15 protein-coding genes are annotated in these 19,014 nt (G+C 41.4%); 12 read left to right on the plus strand and 3 right to left on the minus strand.

All coding sequences use genetic code 11. The annotated features are described in order from the left end of the window. Positions 1-61: 61 nt before the first annotated feature. Complete coding sequence (locus tag ACWYU8_RS10610) at positions 62-1,216, minus strand: MBL fold metallo-hydrolase (protein WP_457519533.1); 1,155 nt, start codon at positions 1,214-1,216, stop codon at positions 62-64. 292 nt (positions 1,217-1,508) lie between these two features. Beyond that, positions 1,509-3,431 carry an oxidoreductase gene (locus tag ACWYU8_RS10615; protein ID WP_457519534.1) on the minus strand — a complete coding sequence of 641 codons (1,923 nt, stop codon included), beginning with the start codon at positions 3,429-3,431 and terminating at the stop codon, positions 1,509-1,511. 603 nt (positions 3,432-4,034) lie between these two features. Between ACWYU8_RS10615 and ACWYU8_RS10620 the strand changes: the two genes are divergently transcribed. The 3 genes from ACWYU8_RS10620 to ACWYU8_RS10630 all read left to right on the plus strand — a co-directional run bounded on the left by ACWYU8_RS10620 (position 4,035) and on the right by ACWYU8_RS10630 (position 6,349). Next, the gene (locus tag ACWYU8_RS10620; RefSeq protein ID WP_457519535.1) at positions 4,035-4,787 is read left to right on the plus strand and encodes an SDR family NAD(P)-dependent oxidoreductase; all 753 of its coding nucleotides are present in this window, start codon (positions 4,035-4,037) and stop codon (positions 4,785-4,787) included. A gap of 297 nt (positions 4,788-5,084) precedes the next feature. After that, positions 5,085-5,531: a MarR family winged helix-turn-helix transcriptional regulator gene (locus ACWYU8_RS10625; RefSeq protein ID WP_457519536.1), complete on the plus strand. Its 447-nt coding sequence runs from the start codon at positions 5,085-5,087 to the stop codon at positions 5,529-5,531. A 77-nt stretch (positions 5,532-5,608) separates the two neighbouring features. Continuing rightward, on the plus strand, positions 5,609-6,349 hold the full coding sequence (locus ACWYU8_RS10630; protein ID WP_457519537.1) for an SDR family NAD(P)-dependent oxidoreductase: 741 nt from the start codon (positions 5,609-5,611) through the stop codon (positions 6,347-6,349). A gap of 120 nt (positions 6,350-6,469) precedes the next feature. Here the strand turns inward: ACWYU8_RS10630 and ACWYU8_RS10635 are convergent, their stop codons facing one another. After that, positions 6,470-7,669, minus strand: coding sequence for an MFS transporter (locus ACWYU8_RS10635; protein ID WP_457519538.1), 1,200 nt, complete (start codon positions 7,667-7,669; stop codon positions 6,470-6,472). 420 nt (positions 7,670-8,089) lie between these two features. Here ACWYU8_RS10635 and ACWYU8_RS10640 point away from each other — a divergent pair, with 420 nt between their 5' ends. The 9 genes from ACWYU8_RS10640 (at position 8,090) to ACWYU8_RS10680 (ending at position 18,906) form a co-directional block, all read left to right on the plus strand. Beyond that, positions 8,090-9,400, plus strand: a complete 1,311-nt coding sequence (locus ACWYU8_RS10640; protein ID WP_457519539.1) for a PTS sugar transporter subunit IIC — start codon at positions 8,090-8,092, stop codon at positions 9,398-9,400. 5 nt (positions 9,401-9,405) lie between these two features. After that, a complete protein-coding gene (locus tag ACWYU8_RS10645; protein ID WP_457519540.1) occupies positions 9,406-12,060 on the plus strand; it encodes a family 78 glycoside hydrolase catalytic domain in 2,655 nt (884 codons plus the stop codon). 13 nt (positions 12,061-12,073) lie between these two features. Then, positions 12,074-13,069, plus strand: coding sequence for an AraC family transcriptional regulator (locus ACWYU8_RS10650; protein WP_457519541.1), 996 nt, complete (start codon positions 12,074-12,076; stop codon positions 13,067-13,069). A 421-nt stretch (positions 13,070-13,490) separates the two neighbouring features. Continuing rightward, on the plus strand, positions 13,491-14,807 hold the full coding sequence (locus tag ACWYU8_RS10655; protein ID WP_457519542.1) for a carbohydrate porin: 1,317 nt from the start codon (positions 13,491-13,493) through the stop codon (positions 14,805-14,807). A gap of 102 nt (positions 14,808-14,909) precedes the next feature. Continuing rightward, positions 14,910-15,860, plus strand: coding sequence for an alpha/beta hydrolase fold domain-containing protein (locus tag ACWYU8_RS10660; RefSeq protein WP_457519543.1), 951 nt, complete (start codon positions 14,910-14,912; stop codon positions 15,858-15,860). A 346-nt stretch (positions 15,861-16,206) separates the two neighbouring features. Then, positions 16,207-16,512: a PTS sugar transporter subunit IIB gene (locus ACWYU8_RS10665; protein WP_457519544.1), complete on the plus strand. Its 306-nt coding sequence runs from the start codon at positions 16,207-16,209 to the stop codon at positions 16,510-16,512. Between the two features lie 219 nt (positions 16,513-16,731). Continuing rightward, complete coding sequence (locus ACWYU8_RS10670) at positions 16,732-17,037, plus strand: PTS sugar transporter subunit IIB (protein WP_457519545.1); 306 nt, start codon at positions 16,732-16,734, stop codon at positions 17,035-17,037. A 62-nt stretch (positions 17,038-17,099) separates the two neighbouring features. Beyond that, complete coding sequence (locus ACWYU8_RS10675; RefSeq protein ID WP_457519546.1) at positions 17,100-17,408, plus strand: PTS lactose/cellobiose transporter subunit IIA; 309 nt, start codon at positions 17,100-17,102, stop codon at positions 17,406-17,408. Positions 17,409-17,472: 64 nt separating this feature from the next. Beyond that, complete coding sequence (locus tag ACWYU8_RS10680) at positions 17,473-18,906, plus strand: 6-phospho-beta-glucosidase (protein ID WP_457519547.1); 1,434 nt, start codon at positions 17,473-17,475, stop codon at positions 18,904-18,906. Positions 18,907-19,014: the final 108 nt, after the last annotated feature.

A 19,014-nucleotide genomic window follows, 5' to 3' on the forward strand; every position in this document is an offset into this window, starting at 1 on the left:
TGAAAGGGAACGGATAATCATTCCCTTTCAATGACCATGAGGTGAATTTCTGAGAAGGGGATCACTGTCTCCACCACTGAGAAAATGTCTGGTTGTTATCATCTAAACCGACGATTTCTCCAATCATTGGTGTCATTAAGCGATAATCTTGTTTCTGGCTTGCCTGGGTAATACGCTCTAGTGGTTCATACCACGCATGTTTAGACAGTTTGAATTTACTATTATGCGAAGGTAATACTGATTTTGCGTTGAGATCGTTGGCCGCCTGTGTGACTTCTTCCGGCATCATATGAATGAACGGCCAGTTCTTGTTGTATTGGCCAGTTTCTAACACTGCAATATCGAAGCTGCCAAACTTCTCTGCGATGGTTTTAAAATGCTCGCCGTAGCCACTGTCACCACCCAGATAGATCTTGTGTTGGCCTGATGTGATAGCGAATGATGCCCAAAGCGTGCGATTACGTTTTAGCAATCGACCTGAAAAGTGTTGTGCAGGAAGGATATGAATACGACCCGCTTCCGTCGGGAAGGAATCATACCAGTCTCCTTCTTTGATTTGCTTAGGGCTGAATCCCCATTGAGTGAAATAAGAACCGACACCGATTGGAGTTACAACGTGGTCAATTTTCGCTTGAAGTGCGTTAATCGTTGGGTAATCGAGGTGGTCCCAGTGATCGTGAGAAATCAATAGATAATCTATTTCTGGAATGTCATCTGCGGTGTAAACATTGCTGCCAGGAAAAGCCACATTGGTGTAGGGAACGGGAGATGCATTCTCACTGAACACCGGATCAATTAAGTAGCGAATGCCTTCCAGTTGAATAAAGTAGCTGGAATGCCCCATCCAGATCATGACATTGTCTCGAGGGTTAAGACCAAACAAATCTGATTTTACTGAAGGCAAGTTGGTGGCCGGAACGGCGTCGAAAACGGGGTCGGTTAAGAAACGATAGAATCCAACTAATGCTCCTTCGTTCGACGTGGATACCGGAACTTCCTCTATATTGTGAAACTTGCCGTCTACGTACTTCCCTTGGTAACTATCCATTTTCACATTAGGGGAGGCAAACTGTGGCTGCAACATATAGGTATAGAGTCCGGCTGACACTATCGCGAGTAAGCTTATAAATACCTTTAGAAACTTGCGTATCCTTTGCCACGGTTTTTTGGTTTTTACGTAAGTTAACTCGACGGTTTGCATTTCAGGCTGGGACATTGGGTCTCCACATTCTTATAAGACGTGTTTAGGTTGACGTTAATTGGGCTTGCTGACTCTGTCTATTAAACGGAGTGTCGCTATTTTTCATAGTGTCACTAAGATAATGTTGATAATGACATGAATTTAAGTCGTTTATTGTCTGATATGAGCAGAGGAGAATAAAGACCCATTTTTGTCTTATTTTTGCCTATTTGTACCGGTTTGTATTGGCAGGTAAGTCAATGTGAATGAAAAAGTCACGACCCTTGCTGAAAGGATCGTGACTAATGAGATTAAATCAAAACAGCGTTTACAGTGCCAATCCAGCTAAGTAGCCTTCCTCGACGGCTTCCATGGCTTTTCTCACTTTCTGTGCATCACCAATAGTGACGATCTCAGAGACATACTGCTCTAGTTCTTGGACAGAAAAACTAACAGGGCGTGAACCGATAGCCATCACTACGTTATCAATGACAGCCAGAGTCTGAAGCTGACCGTTATTATCAACGATCACCGCATCATTATGGATCTCTTTGACCTGAGTGTTGGTCAGAATCGCTACATTGTGATGCTGTAAATCCTTCATCAGATAATGTTTGGTCGCAGACGGTGTTCCGACAAAAATATCGCTGTTCATTTCTACGATAGAGACATCATGCCCATGGTTTGCTAAGTGTGCCGCGGTTTCTGAGCCGACCAGACCACCGCCAATGACCACAACACGTTTACCTGCCTGCGCACTACCTTGAAGAATATCGTTAGCGGTCAATACATGGTTGAGATCTTTGCCAGGTATATTCGGTACAAACGGAGAAGCTCCGGTCGCGATAATGACGCTATCTGGTTGGTTATTGCGGATCATGTCCAGTGTAAGCTCGGTATTGAGATGGACGATAACCCCCAGTTTATTAAGCTGATTCACCTGCCAAACCGTAAATGAACCTAATTCTTCTTTTGTCGGTGGGATTGCTGCCAGCACCCACTGTCCACCTAAACGGCTGTTTTTCTCGTAAATTTCGACCTTATGACCACGTTGTGCAGCTACGATGGCCGCTTCCATTCCAGCGATGCCGCCACCAATGATGAATACTTTTTTCTCACGTGATGCCGGTGTAACTTGGCGTTCAGATTCATGGCCGGTCATCGGGTTTACCAGACATTTAATCGGAAGTTGCTGCGCGTTACGTTGAATACAGCCTTGTAAGCAACCGATACAACGGATAATGTCATCAAATTGCCCCGCTTGCGCTTTGTTTGGCAGATGTGGGTCGGCCAGAGAACCGCGACCCATAGAAATCATATCGGCTTGTTTCGAGCGCAATACCGATTCAGCGATGAGAGGATCATTAATACGACCAACCGCAATGACGGGAATCGACACCACTTTTTTCAATTCTTCACTGATATTTGCACTCCAGGCGTGACCAACAGCCGTTGGTGGAATAATGGTTTCCGTGCTGGCATACACACCGTTAGAAGCATGAATGAGATCAATGCCTGCATTTTCAAGTAACATGGAGATGACTTTACTGTCTTCGGTTGTTAAACCACCTTCGACAAATTCGTTTACTGACATACGGTAGATAAGCGGGAAATCTGTGCCAACTTTAGACCTGATATTAGCGATGATTTCGAGCGCGAATCGAGCACGGTTCAGAATGGTTCCGCCATATTGGTCGATGCGTTTGTTGGAAAATGGCGACATAAACTGGTTCACCAGATAACCATGCGCACCATGAATTTCAACCGCATCAAAACCAGCGTTTTTGGCACGTAGAGCAGTATCACCAAACTGTTCAACCAGTTGTTGTATTTCATCCACAGACAACTCGCGCGGCATGGCATTGACGACTGGGTCGGGGATAGCAGAAGGCGCGACAGGTTGAACACCAGTAATTTCTGCACAGGTTTCACGTCCCGCATGATAAATTTGCGCCGCAATTTTAGCGCCATGCTGGTGGACACGCTCAGTCAGCTGTTTGTGGCTTTCGATTTGAGAATCATCCCATAGGCCTGGTAGTTTCACAAACCCACCCGCTTCAGGGTTAATTTTGTAGTCTTCTACAATAATTAAGCCCCAGCCACCTTTGGCTTTTTCTTCGTGATAGCTAATAAACTGTTCCGTGCAGGTACCATCTTCATTGGCGTAATTCGATACCATAGGAGGTACAACAAGTCGGTTTTTTACCACCATATTACCGATTGAGATCGGTGAAAATACATGATTCAACATAGGTTGTTCTCGTAGAATTAAATATTAATTATTTTGTCTGAGATCAAAAAAAATAATTAATATCTAAAGCGTAGAAGATCAGGGGAGCATTTTCTTACTTACCCGCTGATGACCTTAGCGTAGAAATAATATCCGGCGTCAATAAAACAATCCACATTAATTGTATGGTTAAAAAGCGGTAGTATTGTTGCTTGTTTGTAGGCATATGTAACGTGCGAGTTTGCTTTTATCTGATTAAACTTGTTATTAAACAATTTCTTAGTTATGAATATCTATCTTTCATAGTATTAACATATTTGCTATTTTAATGCTTATTACGGAAAAATATTCCAGAGTGTTTATCATTTTTGTCGGGATTAACTTGTGCTAGATGACGGGAAGCGATAGGGAAAATGGAGTGAAACCAGAATGATTTTCAATTAAGTCGAATCAAGCTTGTTATTATGGATTTTTATTCCAGACAGATAGGAATTTAATTCTCTTTATTTACTTATTAACAATGCTCATAGTGAGGTTAAATAATATTCAAGCGAAAACCTTTTGATTAATACCTCAGGGGAGTGGGCTTGATTTAGAAAAATAAAATAAGAAAGGAAACAAAGAATGAACAACGTTGTTATGGTGACCGGCGGCACACGCGGAATTGGCTTCGAAACCGCGAAAAAATATCTGACTCAGGGTGACAAAGTCGTCATCGCTAGTATTGATGCTCCAGAGGTGATTGAGCAGGCAATGACAGAGCTCTCAGCATTGGGTGAAGCGGTGTTTTTTGAGTGTAACATCGCCGATGCAGAGCAGTGCCGTCAGGCCGTGGAGCAGACGGTTGAAAAGTTTGGCACCATTGATGTACTTGCAAATGTAGCTGGTGTTGTCGGGCAGCGTGTCTCTTTGATCGAGGCTGAACTCAATGACATTTTCAATACTATTCAGATTAACCTGATGGGTACTATTCAGCTGTGTCACTACGTTGGCAAAGTAATGGCTGCGAATAAGTCGGGTGTCATTGTGAACGTAGGTTCTATTTGCGGTTCGATAGCGAATACGGAAAATATCGGTTATCACGCCAGTAAAGGTGGCGTACGAATGGTGACTCAAGCCCTTGCCAGAGAATTGTCTCCATTCGGCGTGCGTGTCGTATCTGTTGCACCGGGCTGGGTGAAGACAGGTATGATTGATAAGCCTATTGAAGAAATTGGCAGCAAACTGCACATGAAAGGTCGCATTATTAATCCGGTTGAAATCGCCAATGCAATCTATTTAATGTCGTTGCCAGAAGCCAGTGCGATTAACGGTTCCACCATAATGGCCGACGACGGTTATTCGTCATTCAAAGGGGTTGATGGCTACCAGGCGTAGAAATAAAATTTCAGTCCATACAAACAAAAGCGGTGCTAAAGTTAGCGCCGCTTTCGGTCGCTTTAAAGAATACGTTCTATCGATCCCTGTGTTCTCAATCACTCATTCAGTCTCTGGGCTACTAGGCTCGGGTACCTGCATCAGACAATCATAAAGTATCTCTACCAATTAATATTTTTAACTCATCCTAATCAATAAACTGGGGTTCGGATGCCTAAGAAATAAATAGCCATCATTGACAACTTACCATATAGTTGTGTATACAACTTAATAAACCAACAGCGACCGAGAGTAAAAGTGAATAACTACAGTCATCAGCAGTCACTAGGGCATTTAACCGGGCTAGCCAGTCGCCTTTTTAACCGTTTACTGACTATGCGCTTTAAGCAAGCAGGCATCGATATGACTGCGGAGCAGTGGGGAGTAATTCTGGTTTTGAGAAACAGTGAAGCGATGACTCAAAGTCAGATTAGTGATCTGTTGTATCTTGAGAAATCCAGTGTCAGTCGTTCTATCGATGGTCTTGAGAAGCGCGGCTGGATTGAACGTCAGCGTTCGCCACATGACAGCCGCAGTAAAATCGTGATTCTGACGGAGAAATCTCTTGGTGTCGTTGAACAGTGTGAAGAGATTGCAGCCAGTGTTTTACATGATGCTCAGCAAGGTATTGATGAAGCGAGTCTGCAGACAAGTAAACAAAGTTTATCGAAAGTGATTACCAGTTTGAGAAAACTGAATCGATAAAAACCTAATCACTAAAAGTAATGTGAGACAGCCACATAAACGCTGTCATTACCTAAGTAAATTCATAAGGAAGAAACATGACAAAACGTAATGCATTAGTTACTGGTGGTGCGCGTGGTATTGGCGCGGCAACAGCAAAGGCACTGGCTGAAGACGGCTATCGTGTATTCATTAACTACGTGAACAGTGCTGAAGTTGCAGAACATTTAGCAGAAGAGATCCGTAGTAAAGGTGGTGAGGCGTACGCGATTCAAGCTGATGTTCGAGATGATGCGAAGATTGAAGAGATGTTTGCTAAAGTGCAAGAGCATGGTGGTGTCGATGTATTAGTGTCTAACGCCAACATGAACTTTACGGCTAAACCATTTATCGAACAAAGTTGGGATGAATTTGCACAAAAGCTAAATGATGAAATGCACGCTGCATATGTGACTGCTCAATTAGCAGCGAAAAGCATGAAAGAAAAGAAATTTGGTCGTTTAGTCTTTATTTCTAGCACCTTATCAGAAGTTCCTGCACCAAACTTTATTGCTCATGGCACGGCGAAAGGTTCACTAGATAGCTTTAATAAATATCTGGCTCAAGAACTTGGTCCACTGGGTATCACATCTAACATTGTGGCTCCGGGTCTGGTTGAAACTGACGCGACGAAAGATGCGCCAGCGGAATTTAAAGAGATGATCAGATCATTTACCCCAACACAACGCGTAGCGACACCTGAAGATGTAGCGAACACAGTGCGTTACCTGGCAAGTGAAGCAAGTTCTCATATTACCGGGACATACAATCCGGTGTGTGGTGGCGCATACATTCAGTAATCTGATTTGCAATGTGTGAATACTAAAAAGCGAGCGGAAAACCGCTCGTTTTTTTATCTTAGTTAAATACTCAAGCTCTCCTTGCTCAATTTAGCGTCTTCAGGTTGTTTGAGGTCAGGACTATGGCGTTTCGCGAGCCGTTTCTTTCTGATTGCGTGTCATGCGGCTAAATAATATGACGACCGAACCACATAGCGCCAATACGCCGTAGCCACTGGCGATCTGTAACAGGCTAAATTTTTCTGACAGCTGACCGGAAATAAATGTCGGAAGTGCCGCTCCAATATAGGACGTTGCATAAATTACGGAAAAGACATTCGCTCGTTCATGTGGCAACAATCCTGAAACCATCGTACCGATACTACCGGTCAATACCAGCCCCTGAGCGATACCGGCAAATATGCTTGCAGCAAGGAAGGCGCTGAGTAAACCTTGTTGTAGTGCTAACAAGATTCCGCCTACAAACACCGTAAATGAAAGCATTCCGGTGAACTGAGCTTTTTGTGGTGTCATTTTGCCTGCGATAGAAGCGCCAATAGAGCTTGGTGCCATAATAGACGCAAAAACCAAAGCAGCCGCTACCGCACTTTGAGAATGAAGTTGTTCACGAGCCATAGCGGGACCAAATGCCTGAAAAAATCCACCGAGCGCCCAAGTACATACAAATGTGCACGCAGCCAGTGGGAACGCTTTTTTAGCAGAAGGCGGTAGTGTGAAGTTTGGTTTAAGTGACAACAAAGCCCCCGGCTTACGCTTCATGGTTTCCTGACTTTTCAGTACCAACACCATACAGCAAGCGATAAGACAGAAAGCGATACCGAAAGGCAATAAACGTGGGTAAGAAGCGTACTCGATTAAGAAGCCAGAGCCGACACCACCGAAAGTAAGACCAGTCATTGGCCCACAACTGATCACTGCTGGAGGGATCCAAGATGGTACGGAAGGCGCATGATCGACAACCCAAGAGGCGAGAGCGGTCGACGCTAGTCCACAAGAAAGCCCTTGTAACAGACGTCCTAAAATTAATGGAGTGGCGCTGTGCACATTGAGGAACACAACCACTGATAGTGCTGCTAACAATAATGAGATAACTGAAACGGTCTTTCGTCCCCAGTGATTAGATAATCGTCCACATAACACCAGTGCGGTTACCGCGCCGATAAAATAGATCACAGAGCTTAAAGACAACTCAAGGTAACTCACATGGTCGTGAAGCTGGTACGTACCGTAAAGTGGTATTGGTACTGCAGAAGTAACGTAGGTCACCATCAGAGACAGTGAAGCTCCCACAAAAGAAAATCGATTAACGTTTTTTTGCACGGGAATATCCTTTCGACAACTTAGATCATCTAAGCCAATGCCGCATGGCGTGATAATAGGGTTATGGCCAGTTTAAGCCGATAGATTAATTGTAAGTGGGATGTGGCTGAATGCTGTTGCCCGATCTTCCGCAAATCTTGCCAGAAAATGTCTAATCGTTGTGTCTGTATCGATAAGGAAGTTTCCAATGATGCATCAGATGCCTGAGTGTTGTGCAAGGATGGTCAATCTCCTTTGCAACATCCGATATGTTGGATCTTCGCCTTTTTCTCTAACATTTAAGCATGGGTTTTCTGTACTGCACCCTAGTCTTTATTGTCGACGGTATGACAATAAAACGGTGTTTAAAATATAAATAAAAAATGGTCTGAAGTTATGAAATTTGACGCAAATATAATGCAAGATAGAATGATGACTATCATGCAAAAGATCGGTCAAAACCGATACTTACAAGCGATCATGCGTGGTATGATGCTGGTATTGCCGGCGACAATCATGAGCTCGTTTGCAACCCTATTAAAAGTATTTCCTTTAGGTGTGTATCAAGATTTTATCGCACTGCATAATCTGGCTCCTTTTTTTGATATTCCAATCAACTTTACCAACAACTTTCTAGCCGTTATCGTGTCGTTTTCTGTCGCTTATACGTTAGCTAAGAGCTTCGATGTTGATGGATTTACCGCCGGACTGATATCAATGATATCGTTCTTTATCCTCACTCCATACGAGTTAGGGGAGTTTGGTCCGCTTGGTCAGGCATACAGCATTCCTAGTCAGTGGCTTGGTTCTATGGGTCTGTTCACCGGGATTATGGTTGCGTTTATTTCTGCTCGCATATTTGTCGCGATCACCAAAAAGGGCTTGATAATAAAAATGCCGGAAAGTGTGCCGGAGTTTATTTCTAAGTCGTTCTCAGCTCTGGTACCTGGCATCATTATCTTAACGGGTTTTACTGTCCTTTCTGCAACCATTACCATTAACGGTTTAGGCAGTGTTCATGACATCATTTACGGTATTATCCAAGCGCCATTAACAGACTTAGGTTCTGGTATTGGTTCTGTTATTCTGGTTTCAATCCTTGCTCAAACACTTTGGTTTTTCGGTTTGCATGGCCACGCAATTACACTGGGTATCGTTGCACCGATTTGGTTTGCGATGGACGCCGCGCAGTTAGCAGCATTCTCTTCTGGCGCACCAACCCCGAATATCACTGGTTTCGCTTTCTTCATGACGTACACCGCTGGTGACTTATTACCACTCGCCTTCATGTTAGCCTTTATGGCGAAAAGCGAGCGCTTTAAGACACTTGGTCGTATCTCAGTCGCTCCGGCAGTATTTACTATCGGTGAGCCAATGGCTTACGGTGTTCCTCTGGTAATGAACTTCGCATTAGCCATTCCATACATTCTATTGAACAGTGTGATGCTAGGTGCTGCATATTACTTGACTGTTGCAGGGATCCTTCCGGCGGTGGCAGGTGTAATGACGCCAGCAGGTATGCCGGTGATTGTCTCCGGGTTCATGCAGGGCAGTTGGAAAATAGCGGCTTTTCAATTCTTGTCTCTATTTGTAAGGTTCGCTGGTTGGTATGTATTCTTCAAAGTTGCAGACAGAATTGCATTCGCTGAAGAAAAGGCTGAAGAACAACAAATCGAAGAACAAAAGCGCGCTCGTGCTCAGTTTGAAGCGCAAGAGTCACTAGAACTTGCAGAAGTATCAACTAAGAGTTAGTAGCTATGGATAACTTAACAGTAAATGGAAAAAGTGAAGCTGTCGTTTTAGATGAATCACCAATTAAATTGAAATGGCAGCCAGGATTTACACAGTCACATTTTACTCTGAAAGTTAGCCGAAAAGATAAAACAGTTTATTTTAAAGAGATGGTTAGCAACGAAAGTTGCTATACCATCCAAAATATTGAACTTCATAAAAACCACAAATATGAAGTTGAAGTGACTGCTTTTAGTGCTCAAGGTGAGGAAAAACGTTTCTTAAGTTACTTCATGACCGGTAACTTTGGTAAATTCGAAGCAAAATGGATAACTTCTAACAATGGCAGGGTAATTGATGATGAATACTATAATTACCATCGTAACCCTGTAGTTAAAAAATCTATTAATATATCAAGCTCGACTGAAGAAGCTTATATAAATCTGGTTGGTTTGGGATACTACAATCTTTATATAAATGGTAAGAAAGTATCTAATTATGAGCTAAATAACGATTGGACTAATTATAGTAAAATTGTTTATTACGATACGTTTGATATTCTTAACTATTTGCATGAAGGTGACAACGAAGTTCTGGTTGAGCTAGCAAATGGCTGGTACAACCCATCACCGCTGACGTTATTTGGTAAGTATAACTTACGGAGAAATTTAACCACTGGAGAGCCAAAACTAATAGCAGATATTATCATTCGAGCTAATGGTGAAGAGCAAATAACATCGACTGATGAGAATTGGCTAGCAGCGCAAGGCCCATATTTATTCAATAATATGTATTTAGGTGAAGTCATTGATTTCCGTTTATTTGAACGAGCCGCTGACAAAATTACCTATCTGGATACGCAGTGGTTGAATGCTGTTATAACTTCCGGCCCAGCGGGGAGTCTCAAACCGAGTTATATTGAGAAGATCGCCCGTGGCCGCGAATTAACACCAGTCAGCGTAGTATCAACTGATAATACGCGACATATCTTCGATTTTGGCGAGATGGTAAGTGGTTTCATTAACTTAGCCTTTATGGGTAACGATGGTCAGACTGTGGAATTGCTTTACAGCGAAGAAATAAATGCAGATGGTTCATTGAATACTGACTCTACATTGGCTGGTTTTGTTGGTAAAGAAGTCGCCGAGGGTGTCATTGTTCCAGGAGGCGAAGGTGCTCCGGTTCGTGCGGATCAGCGTGACAAATGCATTTGCCGTAGTGGATTGATCGAATACAGCAACCGTTATGTTTATCACTCATTTCGTTTTGTTGAAGTGTCTGGATTGACTCTCGAACAACTGCAGCATATCAAGGCTGTATACGCGCATACGAACCTGGCGGAGTCGGGAAGTTTTCACTGTTCTGACAACGAGATAAACACGTTATATCAGGTGGCAAAAACGACCAAACTTAATAATATTCATTCTGTTATCGAAGATTGCGCCCGTGAGCGACTCGCTTACGGTGGAGATATGGTTGCTTTGGCACAATCTCAGGCAATGATGTTTGATTCAGCAAAGCTGTATGAGAAAACCATTCAAGATTTTATCGCTGATCGTATGGATAACGGTGGTTTCCCTGAGACTGCACCCTTTATGGGAATTCAGACTAAAGGGACTGGCGATGGGGCAGGACCACTTGGTTGGCAGTTGGCGGTTCCTTACTTGCTGAAAATACATTATCAGTACTATGGCGATATCGATCTAGTTCAACGCGTTTACCCATATTTGGAAAAACAGTTAGAACACCTGAACGGAATCAATATCGATGAGATCGCAAACTTCTGTCTCGGAGATTGGGGCAGTAAAGTCGCTGATCAAAAAAACGTTAAGTCAGGTTCTCCTGCGCTAAGTTTTACGGCAGCCTGTTTTTACTACTATCACGTGCTCTTGCTCGTCGAATTCTCATCAATGTTAGAATTAACGAGTCGTGTGGAAAGTTATCAGCAACGTGCGAAAGAGCTAAAAGCAACTCTGATTAAAGCTTATCGTAACGCCGATGGTAGTTATGGGGACAGAAGCCAAACAAGCCATGTCTTTGCGCTTTACTTTAAACTTGAGGATGACCCGAGTACTTTAATTACTTTTCTTGAGAAAATGGTGATTTCAGCAGGTTATGATGTTGAGTGTGGCATATTTGGACAAAGCTTCTTCTATCAGTTAGCTAACCAGTATGACTTTAATCAGCTTGTTTATCCTTGGCTTAAGAATGATTTGGGTATCAAGCACATGCTAAGTGATGGTAGCGGTGCCTTAAAAGAGTTTTTTGGTGACAACCATAATGGCTCATGCAACCACGCGATGTTCAGCTCTTATGTTTCTTGGTTTTATACTGGTCTGGCTGGTATTAATATCCGAGATGATGCTTGTGCGGCTAACAAAGTTCAAATCAAACCATACTTTGATAGCCATGTTGCTAAAGTGAAAGCGAGCTTCAAATCTGTACAAGGTGAGATTAGCTGTCAATGGAACAAGGATGGAGAGTCAATAAATCTAACGATTGATATCCCACATGGATTGGAGAGCTGTGAACTTATTCTTCCGAAACATTTCGCAGGATCGCTCAGTGGGGCTCTTAGCAAAAACTTGGATGAAAAACATGTTTATATCGACATATCTGCGACTAAGCAGTTGAACCTGACTTTAAATACTGGTTTAGTGTGCGCCAAAGAGAGTTGTTGATATAAGGCAAAGCATGTTGAACGCTGAAGTGCATGAAAAGTTATTATCATACACGGATAAAGAGTTAGAGCTATTAGAGCAAAGGCCTGATTTTAATCATATATTTACAAAGCGCGTTAAGCGTGAGTTTTTCCGCGACAGGCACATATTTATTGAGAAGCAAACCAGGTTTATCGGTGTGCCTTTGCACTCGCACGATTACATAGAACTGGTTTATGTTTATCAGGGTAAGATGCGTCAAGTTGTTAACGGTAAAACTATTGAACAAAGTCAGGGTGAGATTCTCTTATTAAATCAATTCGCGCAACATGAAATTGAGGCGGCCGGTGAAGACGATATAATAATTAACCTTATTATTGAGCCTGATTTTATTGGACGCCTTATTTCTTTATTTGATAATGAAAATCTAATTACCGAGTTTATCCTGGCTTCTATTAATGGTCGCAATAGGCTTGGAGAACATATTCATTTCAAAGTTGGAGATAATGAAGACCTCCAGAACTCTGTATTTAAAATAATTAACGAGATATACAGTGATAATTCTTTAAAGCAAATGAGAGTTCACTTTTTAGTTGGCCTACTGATTACAGACCTTTTGTCCAACATAGATAAAAGCGATTACTATGTCAGTGTCAACTACTCAGAGTCTTTGGCGTTAATGGTTTTGAAATATATTGATGATAACTATCAGAACGCAAGCCTGAAAGTGATTGCAGATAAACTCAACCAACCAAACTATAAAATTAGCCGATTGCTAAAGAAGTTTACCGGAAAAACCTTCAGCGAATTGGTTCTAGAGAAGAGGCTAGAGAGAGCGGTCTACTTGTTAAAGTATACTAATCACGCGATTATAGATGTGATTAATATGACTGGTTATGAGAACGCATCCCACTTTTATCGGGTTTTTAAAGATAAGTATAACGTCAGTATCAAAGAGTATCGTGACAAATTTAGATTCACTAATGATCCATCAATGATGGAATACATCAAAAAGATAGAAAAAGATTAAAAATAGTTGATTATTTAAAAAGCCCTTCCTATTCAGGAGGGGCTTTTTGTTTTGTGATATTGCGCATTGATATTATTTCACTTAACTGAATTTCAGAGATTAAATACAACTCAAGTCACAAAATAGTCTTCGGCTGTTGGCGCGATAAAATGTGATCTCTGACCGTAACGCAATATCCGACAATAATGAGTGCAACAACCGATATAATAATACTCCCGTAAATTTAGGAAACTATCAATGTTGGGTATATAAGTAAGAAACGGGGTGTTTCACTGTGTGCTCTACATATAAACCGATTTACGTGGGTTACTTTCTACGATTCCAGTCTTTCGATTATTGTATTTGATTGAAATACATACTCTTTATTGACGATTTAAGTAGCTATTCCGTAAATGATAAAAATAAACACGGAGTATAATAAATGAAGAAGTTGAACTTAGTCGTGGCAATTTCAGCAGCGCTTGCCGCAACTACTTCTGTCCCTACATTTGCTGATGATAGTTTTACGTTTCATGGTTATGCAATGGTGGCGAGTGATTTCCACGCAGAAACGGGTAAAGCCAAAAACCTGGCATTCCATATCGATCCGACAGGTCCAAACCAAGACCCTCGCGGTAAAATGGGTGATATGGCGAACAGTTACTGGCACGACATGTTTACTGCTATCGCGATGAATAAGCGCTGGGATGGTGTTGCAGATGATGGCCAATGGGCTGACCTTACTTTTGAAGTTGTTGGCTACGGGGATAAAGGTGTCGAAGCGCAACAACTCTACGCACAATACGGTGGTCTCGATTTCCTACCAAGTGATGCAGTCGTTTGGGCTGGACGTAAATACACTGGTGAGCGCATCCGTATTTTTGCCTACAACATCCGTGAAATTAATGCAGATGCGGGTTTCGGCTATAACAGCGACAATTTTGACTTAACTATTGGTTACAACCAGGATGAGCCATCAGGTTGGAGTGATGAATTCTACAAAACAGCAGAGCCATCAAGATACCTTGTTGATTTCGCATATCGAATGGGTAACGCAGAATTCGGTGCGACTTACGTAAAAGAATTAACAGACAGATTTACTTATTTAGATGAAAAAGGTGTACCAAACCTCCCTCATCATGGTTCTAAGCGCGACGCATTAAGCGTGTTCGGTAAGTACAAGTTTGGTTCTTATCTGGGCATGGATGGCAGCTCCACTTTTATTGTGCAAGCGGGTAAAGGTGTAATTGCGCCATATTTGAACACCAACCGAATAACTGTACTTAGTGAAGAAGATGATATTGCAATGCGTGCTTCATACTACGGTGTTATTAATCACTTTAAAGGCTTTACAATCGAGCCTGCACTTACTTATGAATACACCGACCGTGAAGACGAACGTGGTGTCACCGAGTTGATGGATATCAACCCGTACCTACCTTCAAAATCATACTACTATGGTGGTGAAACAGAGCAAAAAGCGTTTGCTGGTGTGAATATTTATCAGCCTTTAACCAATCACATTTCGATGCAATATGAGGCTATTTACGCGCACATGAGCAACCGAAATGGTGTCGATGGCGTAGATGGTGGTATGTACAAAATTGCGGCTGGTCCTTCTATCCAGCTAAAAACATTGCCTTGGGTCGCTCCAATTACTAACTTCAGTTTAGCGTACGTTGGTGGTGACCAGGAAATCACCGATTTAGATGTTGATAATGAATGGCGTATTGGTTTCCGTATGGAAGCGTTCTTTTAAGCGCTATTAGACGTCAGTGATCACCAATTAGCACTGAATCGTCGCCAAGTATATTCGAACTAACGACAACTCCGTTGTTCATAAGGAAAAATGATGAAGAAAATGAAGAAATTTCTCTTGGTCTCTGCATTTCTAGTGACTTCTTCGGCGGCAATATCTGCAGAAAAAGACAGCATTCAACTTGCAGTAGAAATGTCTGTACCACCTATTCGACTCAATTCTGATTTTGTCTACTCGGAAACGTTCAATAATATGGGGCGCCCGATCAAGCTTTCGATGGATGTTATCCAACCATTCTCTCCTGACCCATTACCCGCTGTTTTATTTGTTACAGGGGGCGGCTTTATGGATGCACCGAAAACGAAATTTATCGGTCAACGTGTAGACATGGCGAGAGCAGGGTATGTAGTTGCGAGTATTGATTATCGTGTTGTACCTATGGTGACGTTCCCAGGAATGTTAGAAGATGTGAAATCTGCTGTACGTTATATGCGTGCAAATGCGCAAAAATTCGGTATTGATCCAGAGCGTATCGCTATCATGGGTGAATCTGCTGGTGGATACCTGGCAGCGATTGCTGCGACGACAAATGGAATGAAAGATTTCGATAAGGGTGCAAATCTGGATTACAGCAGTGATGTACAAGCTGCGATCGATCTTTATGGTTTATCTGATTTGACTCGTGTCGCTGCTGACTTCTCACCAGAACGTCAGAAGAAGCATGAATCGGAAGCGATTCCCGAAGCCATGTTAGTAAATGGCGTACCATTTATGGAAGGAGGTTCAATTCAAAGTAATCCTGAAAAAGCAGCTTATGCAAATCCACTGACTCATATTTCTGACAAAACTCCCCCATTTTTGTTAATGCATGGTGATAAAGATCCAATTGTTTCACCAAGTCAGACTAAGATTCTGCATGAAGCTTTAATCGATAAGGGTATCGATTCTACACGTTACGTAGTTCAAGGTGCTGATCATGCTGGTTTCCTATGGTACCAACCAGAAATCATGGAAAAGGTAATTGGCTTCCTCGATGAACACCTGAAAAAGTAACAGAATTTATCTTTTATTAAGAGGTGGATTGAGTCTTTCCATCATCCTATTAAAAGCTAAAGAAACACTTACATTTTAAGCTCTTTTCTTGCCAATGTTTATTTTATGTAAGCATTGGCCTTTTTTATTAATAATAAAATAACCTAGACTTAAATAATTTATATTTTTGTTAGATATATTATAAAAGCGTATATTGTTAATATTTTATATTTAGTGATTATTTTCTAAATAACATTGTTTGAATTGAATCACACTTTGAAGAATATAATAAAATATATGATAGCGGTATGTGGAAAAAAGAGTAATATATAGATATAGAAACAATGAAACAAATAAGGTATATAACATGACTAAAATTCTTCTTTGCTGTGCTGCTGGTATGTCAACAAGTATGGTAGTTAAAAAGATGCAACAAGCAGCGGTTGTGAAAAATATTGAAGTTGAAATTAACGCTGTAGGCTTAGATGAGTTTGATGCGAACTTATCAAAGTACGATTGCTTTTTATTAGGTCCGCAAATCAAATACAAACTTGGTGAATTTAAAGCTAAAGCTGACAGTGTTGAAAAGCCAATTGCGGTTATTAACCAAATGGATTACGGCATGATGAAGGGCGATAAGATCCTTGATGAAGCTTTGGCAATGCTGGCTTAAAATTTTCACATTAAAATGTTACCGGTTTCAAATTGTTAAATAACAATGAGTTAGAGCTGTCTTTGCGTATTGGTTGCTCTAGTCTACGGGATATTGTATTGGCACTTTTCTTTCCAGATTTGTAGATATGGGTGCCAATTAAATTTTGTTTTTTTACCCATCATTGGAATCGGTTTCTATTCGAGAGTTAGAGGCTTTAGTTTAAATGTAGAGAATATTATGAAAAGAATATTGCTATGTTGTACCGCAGGTATGTCCGCAAACATGGTTGTAAATAAAATGAAGTTTGCAGCGTTTGATAAAGATATAAATGTAGAAATTAAACCAATATCAGTTGAACATTTTGAAGACTATATATTTAAATTTGATTGCTTCTTACTCGGTCCTCAAGTTAAACATAAAATATTAGAGTTAAGAAATAAAATTGAATCGGAAGGGAAACCTGTTGGTATTATAAACTCTTTAGATTATGGAATGATGAATGGTGAAAAAATACTTAATGATGCCCTTCATCTTATGATGTAAATTATTTAACTCTACTATTTATAGAAATATTAAAATTAATTAGACGTTTTTAGGAGATTATTATGGATCTTGAATCTACTGTAATGGAACTTATTATCAACGCTGGTGAGTCTAAAAGTCTGGCAATGCAAGCACTAATGAGTGCAAAGCAAGGTAAATGGGACGAAGTAGATGACCTTTTGACTCAATCTACTGAAGCTGCAAAACGTGCACATGGCGTTCAAACTGAACTTATTGGTATGGATGAAGGCCAGGGAAAAGTGCCGGTTAATCTAATTATGGTGCACGCACAAGACCATATTATGACATCGATGCTAGCGCGCGAACTTATTGAAGAACTGATCAATATTCATCGTAAATTACAAGCATAACGCATAGTTAAGCAGTTTTAATTACTATTATAAGATTGGTTTTATTATTGAAAGAGATGCTCAAATGAAGAATGTATTTCCAAAAGACTTCTTATGGGGTGGTGCAGTAGCTGCTCATCAGGTAGAAGGCGGGTGGAACAAAGGTGGCAAGGGGCCTAGTGTTGTTGACGTACTCAGTGGTGGCGCGGTAGATAAAGAACGTGTAGTCACTGATGGCGTACTGGACGGAACGTTCTACCCAAACCATGAAGCAATTGATTTTTATGGTAATTACAAACAGGACGTCGCTTTATTTGCAGAGATGGGTTTTAAATGTTTCAGAACCTCTATCGCATGGACTCGTATCTTCCCACAAGGTGACGAGATTGAACCAAATGAAGCTGGACTTCAGTTTTATGATGACCTGTTTGATGAATTGTTGAAATACGGTATCGAACCGGTTATCACGTTATCTCACTTCGAAATGCCGAATCACCTTGTAAAAGAATACGGCGGTTGGCGAAGCAGAAAAGTTATCGACTTCTTTATTCATTATGCCGAAACAGTAATGAATCGCTACAAAGAAAAAGTGAAATACTGGATGACTTTCAACGAGATCAATAACCAGAAGAACTACAGTTACCCTCTATTTGGCTACGCGTGTTCTGGTGTTATCTTTAATGATGATGAAAAACCAGAACAGACCATGTATCAAGTTGTTCACCACCAATTGGTGGCAAGTGCAAAAGTGGTAAAACTGGGTCACGGAATTAATCCAAATTTCCAGATTGGTTGCATGATCGCGTTTATTCCGATTTATCCATACTCATGTGATCCAGAAGACGTGTTGTTTGCAAACCAGGCTATGCGTGATCGTTTCCTATTTAGTGATGTACATATCAGAGGCGAGTACCCGTCTTACATCGCGACAGAGTGGGAATCAAAAGGCTACCACATTGAAATGGATCCAAGTGACGAGCAGACTCTGAAAGAGGGCTGTTGTGATTACATCGGTCTTAGCTACTACATGTCAGTGGCAGTTTCAGCTAGCAATAAGAGCGAGAGTAAAGGTCTGACAGGATTCCCTGGTAGTTTACCGAATCCACATGTTAAGTCTTCTGATTGGGGTTGGCAGGTCGATCCGGTAGGACTGCGTTACTCTTTAAATACGCTGAATGAGCGTTACCAAAAACCGCTGTTTATTGTAGAAAATGGCTTTGGAGCACTGGATACCGTTGAGGAAGACGGCAGCATTAATGACGATTATCGCGTTGCGTATTTGGAAGCACATATTCGCGAGATGAAGAAAGCTGTAGTGGAAGATGGCGTACAGTTAATGGGCTACACGCCTTGGGGTTGCATTGATTGTGTTTCCTTCACTACTGGCGAATACAAGAAGCGTTATGGCTTTATCTATGTGAATAAGCATGATGATGGTACGGGTGACCTATCTCGTTCTAAGAAGAAGAGTTTCTATTGGTACAAAGAAGTGATTGATACCAATGGGGATGATCTCTAATTTTCGTGATTGTTTAGGAGGGGGCTGTGATGTCCCCTCTATTCGTCAATCTTATTATTGTGGGATTTCAAAAAATAAGATGCTATGGATTCGGCGCTGGAACGAATA

The sequence above is a fragment of the Vibrio limimangrovi genome (assembly GCF_054064025.1).

Excerpts from the sequence above, each read along its gene's own strand:
- ACWYU8_RS10610 (WP_457519533.1), bottom strand. The coding sequence starts at position 1,216 with ATGTCCCAGCCTGAAATGCAAACCGTCGAGTTAACTTACGTAAAAACC.
- ACWYU8_RS10615 (WP_457519534.1), bottom strand. The coding sequence starts at position 3,431 with ATGTTGAATCATGTATTTTCACCGATCTCAATCGGTAATATGGTGGTA.
- ACWYU8_RS10620 (WP_457519535.1), top strand. The coding sequence starts at position 4,035 with ATGAACAACGTTGTTATGGTGACCGGCGGCACACGCGGAATTGGCTTC.
- ACWYU8_RS10630 (WP_457519537.1), top strand. The coding sequence starts at position 5,609 with ATGACAAAACGTAATGCATTAGTTACTGGTGGTGCGCGTGGTATTGGC.
- ACWYU8_RS10640 (WP_457519539.1), top strand. The coding sequence starts at position 8,090 with ATGCAAAAGATCGGTCAAAACCGATACTTACAAGCGATCATGCGTGGT.
- ACWYU8_RS10645 (WP_457519540.1), top strand. The coding sequence starts at position 9,406 with ATGGATAACTTAACAGTAAATGGAAAAAGTGAAGCTGTCGTTTTAGAT.
- ACWYU8_RS10650 (WP_457519541.1), top strand. The coding sequence starts at position 12,074 with ATGTTGAACGCTGAAGTGCATGAAAAGTTATTATCATACACGGATAAA.
- ACWYU8_RS10655 (WP_457519542.1), top strand. The coding sequence starts at position 13,491 with ATGAAGAAGTTGAACTTAGTCGTGGCAATTTCAGCAGCGCTTGCCGCA.
- ACWYU8_RS10660 (WP_457519543.1), top strand. The coding sequence starts at position 14,910 with ATGAAGAAATTTCTCTTGGTCTCTGCATTTCTAGTGACTTCTTCGGCG.
- ACWYU8_RS10665 (WP_457519544.1), top strand. The coding sequence starts at position 16,207 with ATGACTAAAATTCTTCTTTGCTGTGCTGCTGGTATGTCAACAAGTATG.
- ACWYU8_RS10670 (WP_457519545.1), top strand. The coding sequence starts at position 16,732 with ATGAAAAGAATATTGCTATGTTGTACCGCAGGTATGTCCGCAAACATG.
- ACWYU8_RS10675 (WP_457519546.1), top strand. The coding sequence starts at position 17,100 with ATGGATCTTGAATCTACTGTAATGGAACTTATTATCAACGCTGGTGAG.
- ACWYU8_RS10680 (WP_457519547.1), top strand. The coding sequence starts at position 17,473 with ATGAAGAATGTATTTCCAAAAGACTTCTTATGGGGTGGTGCAGTAGCT.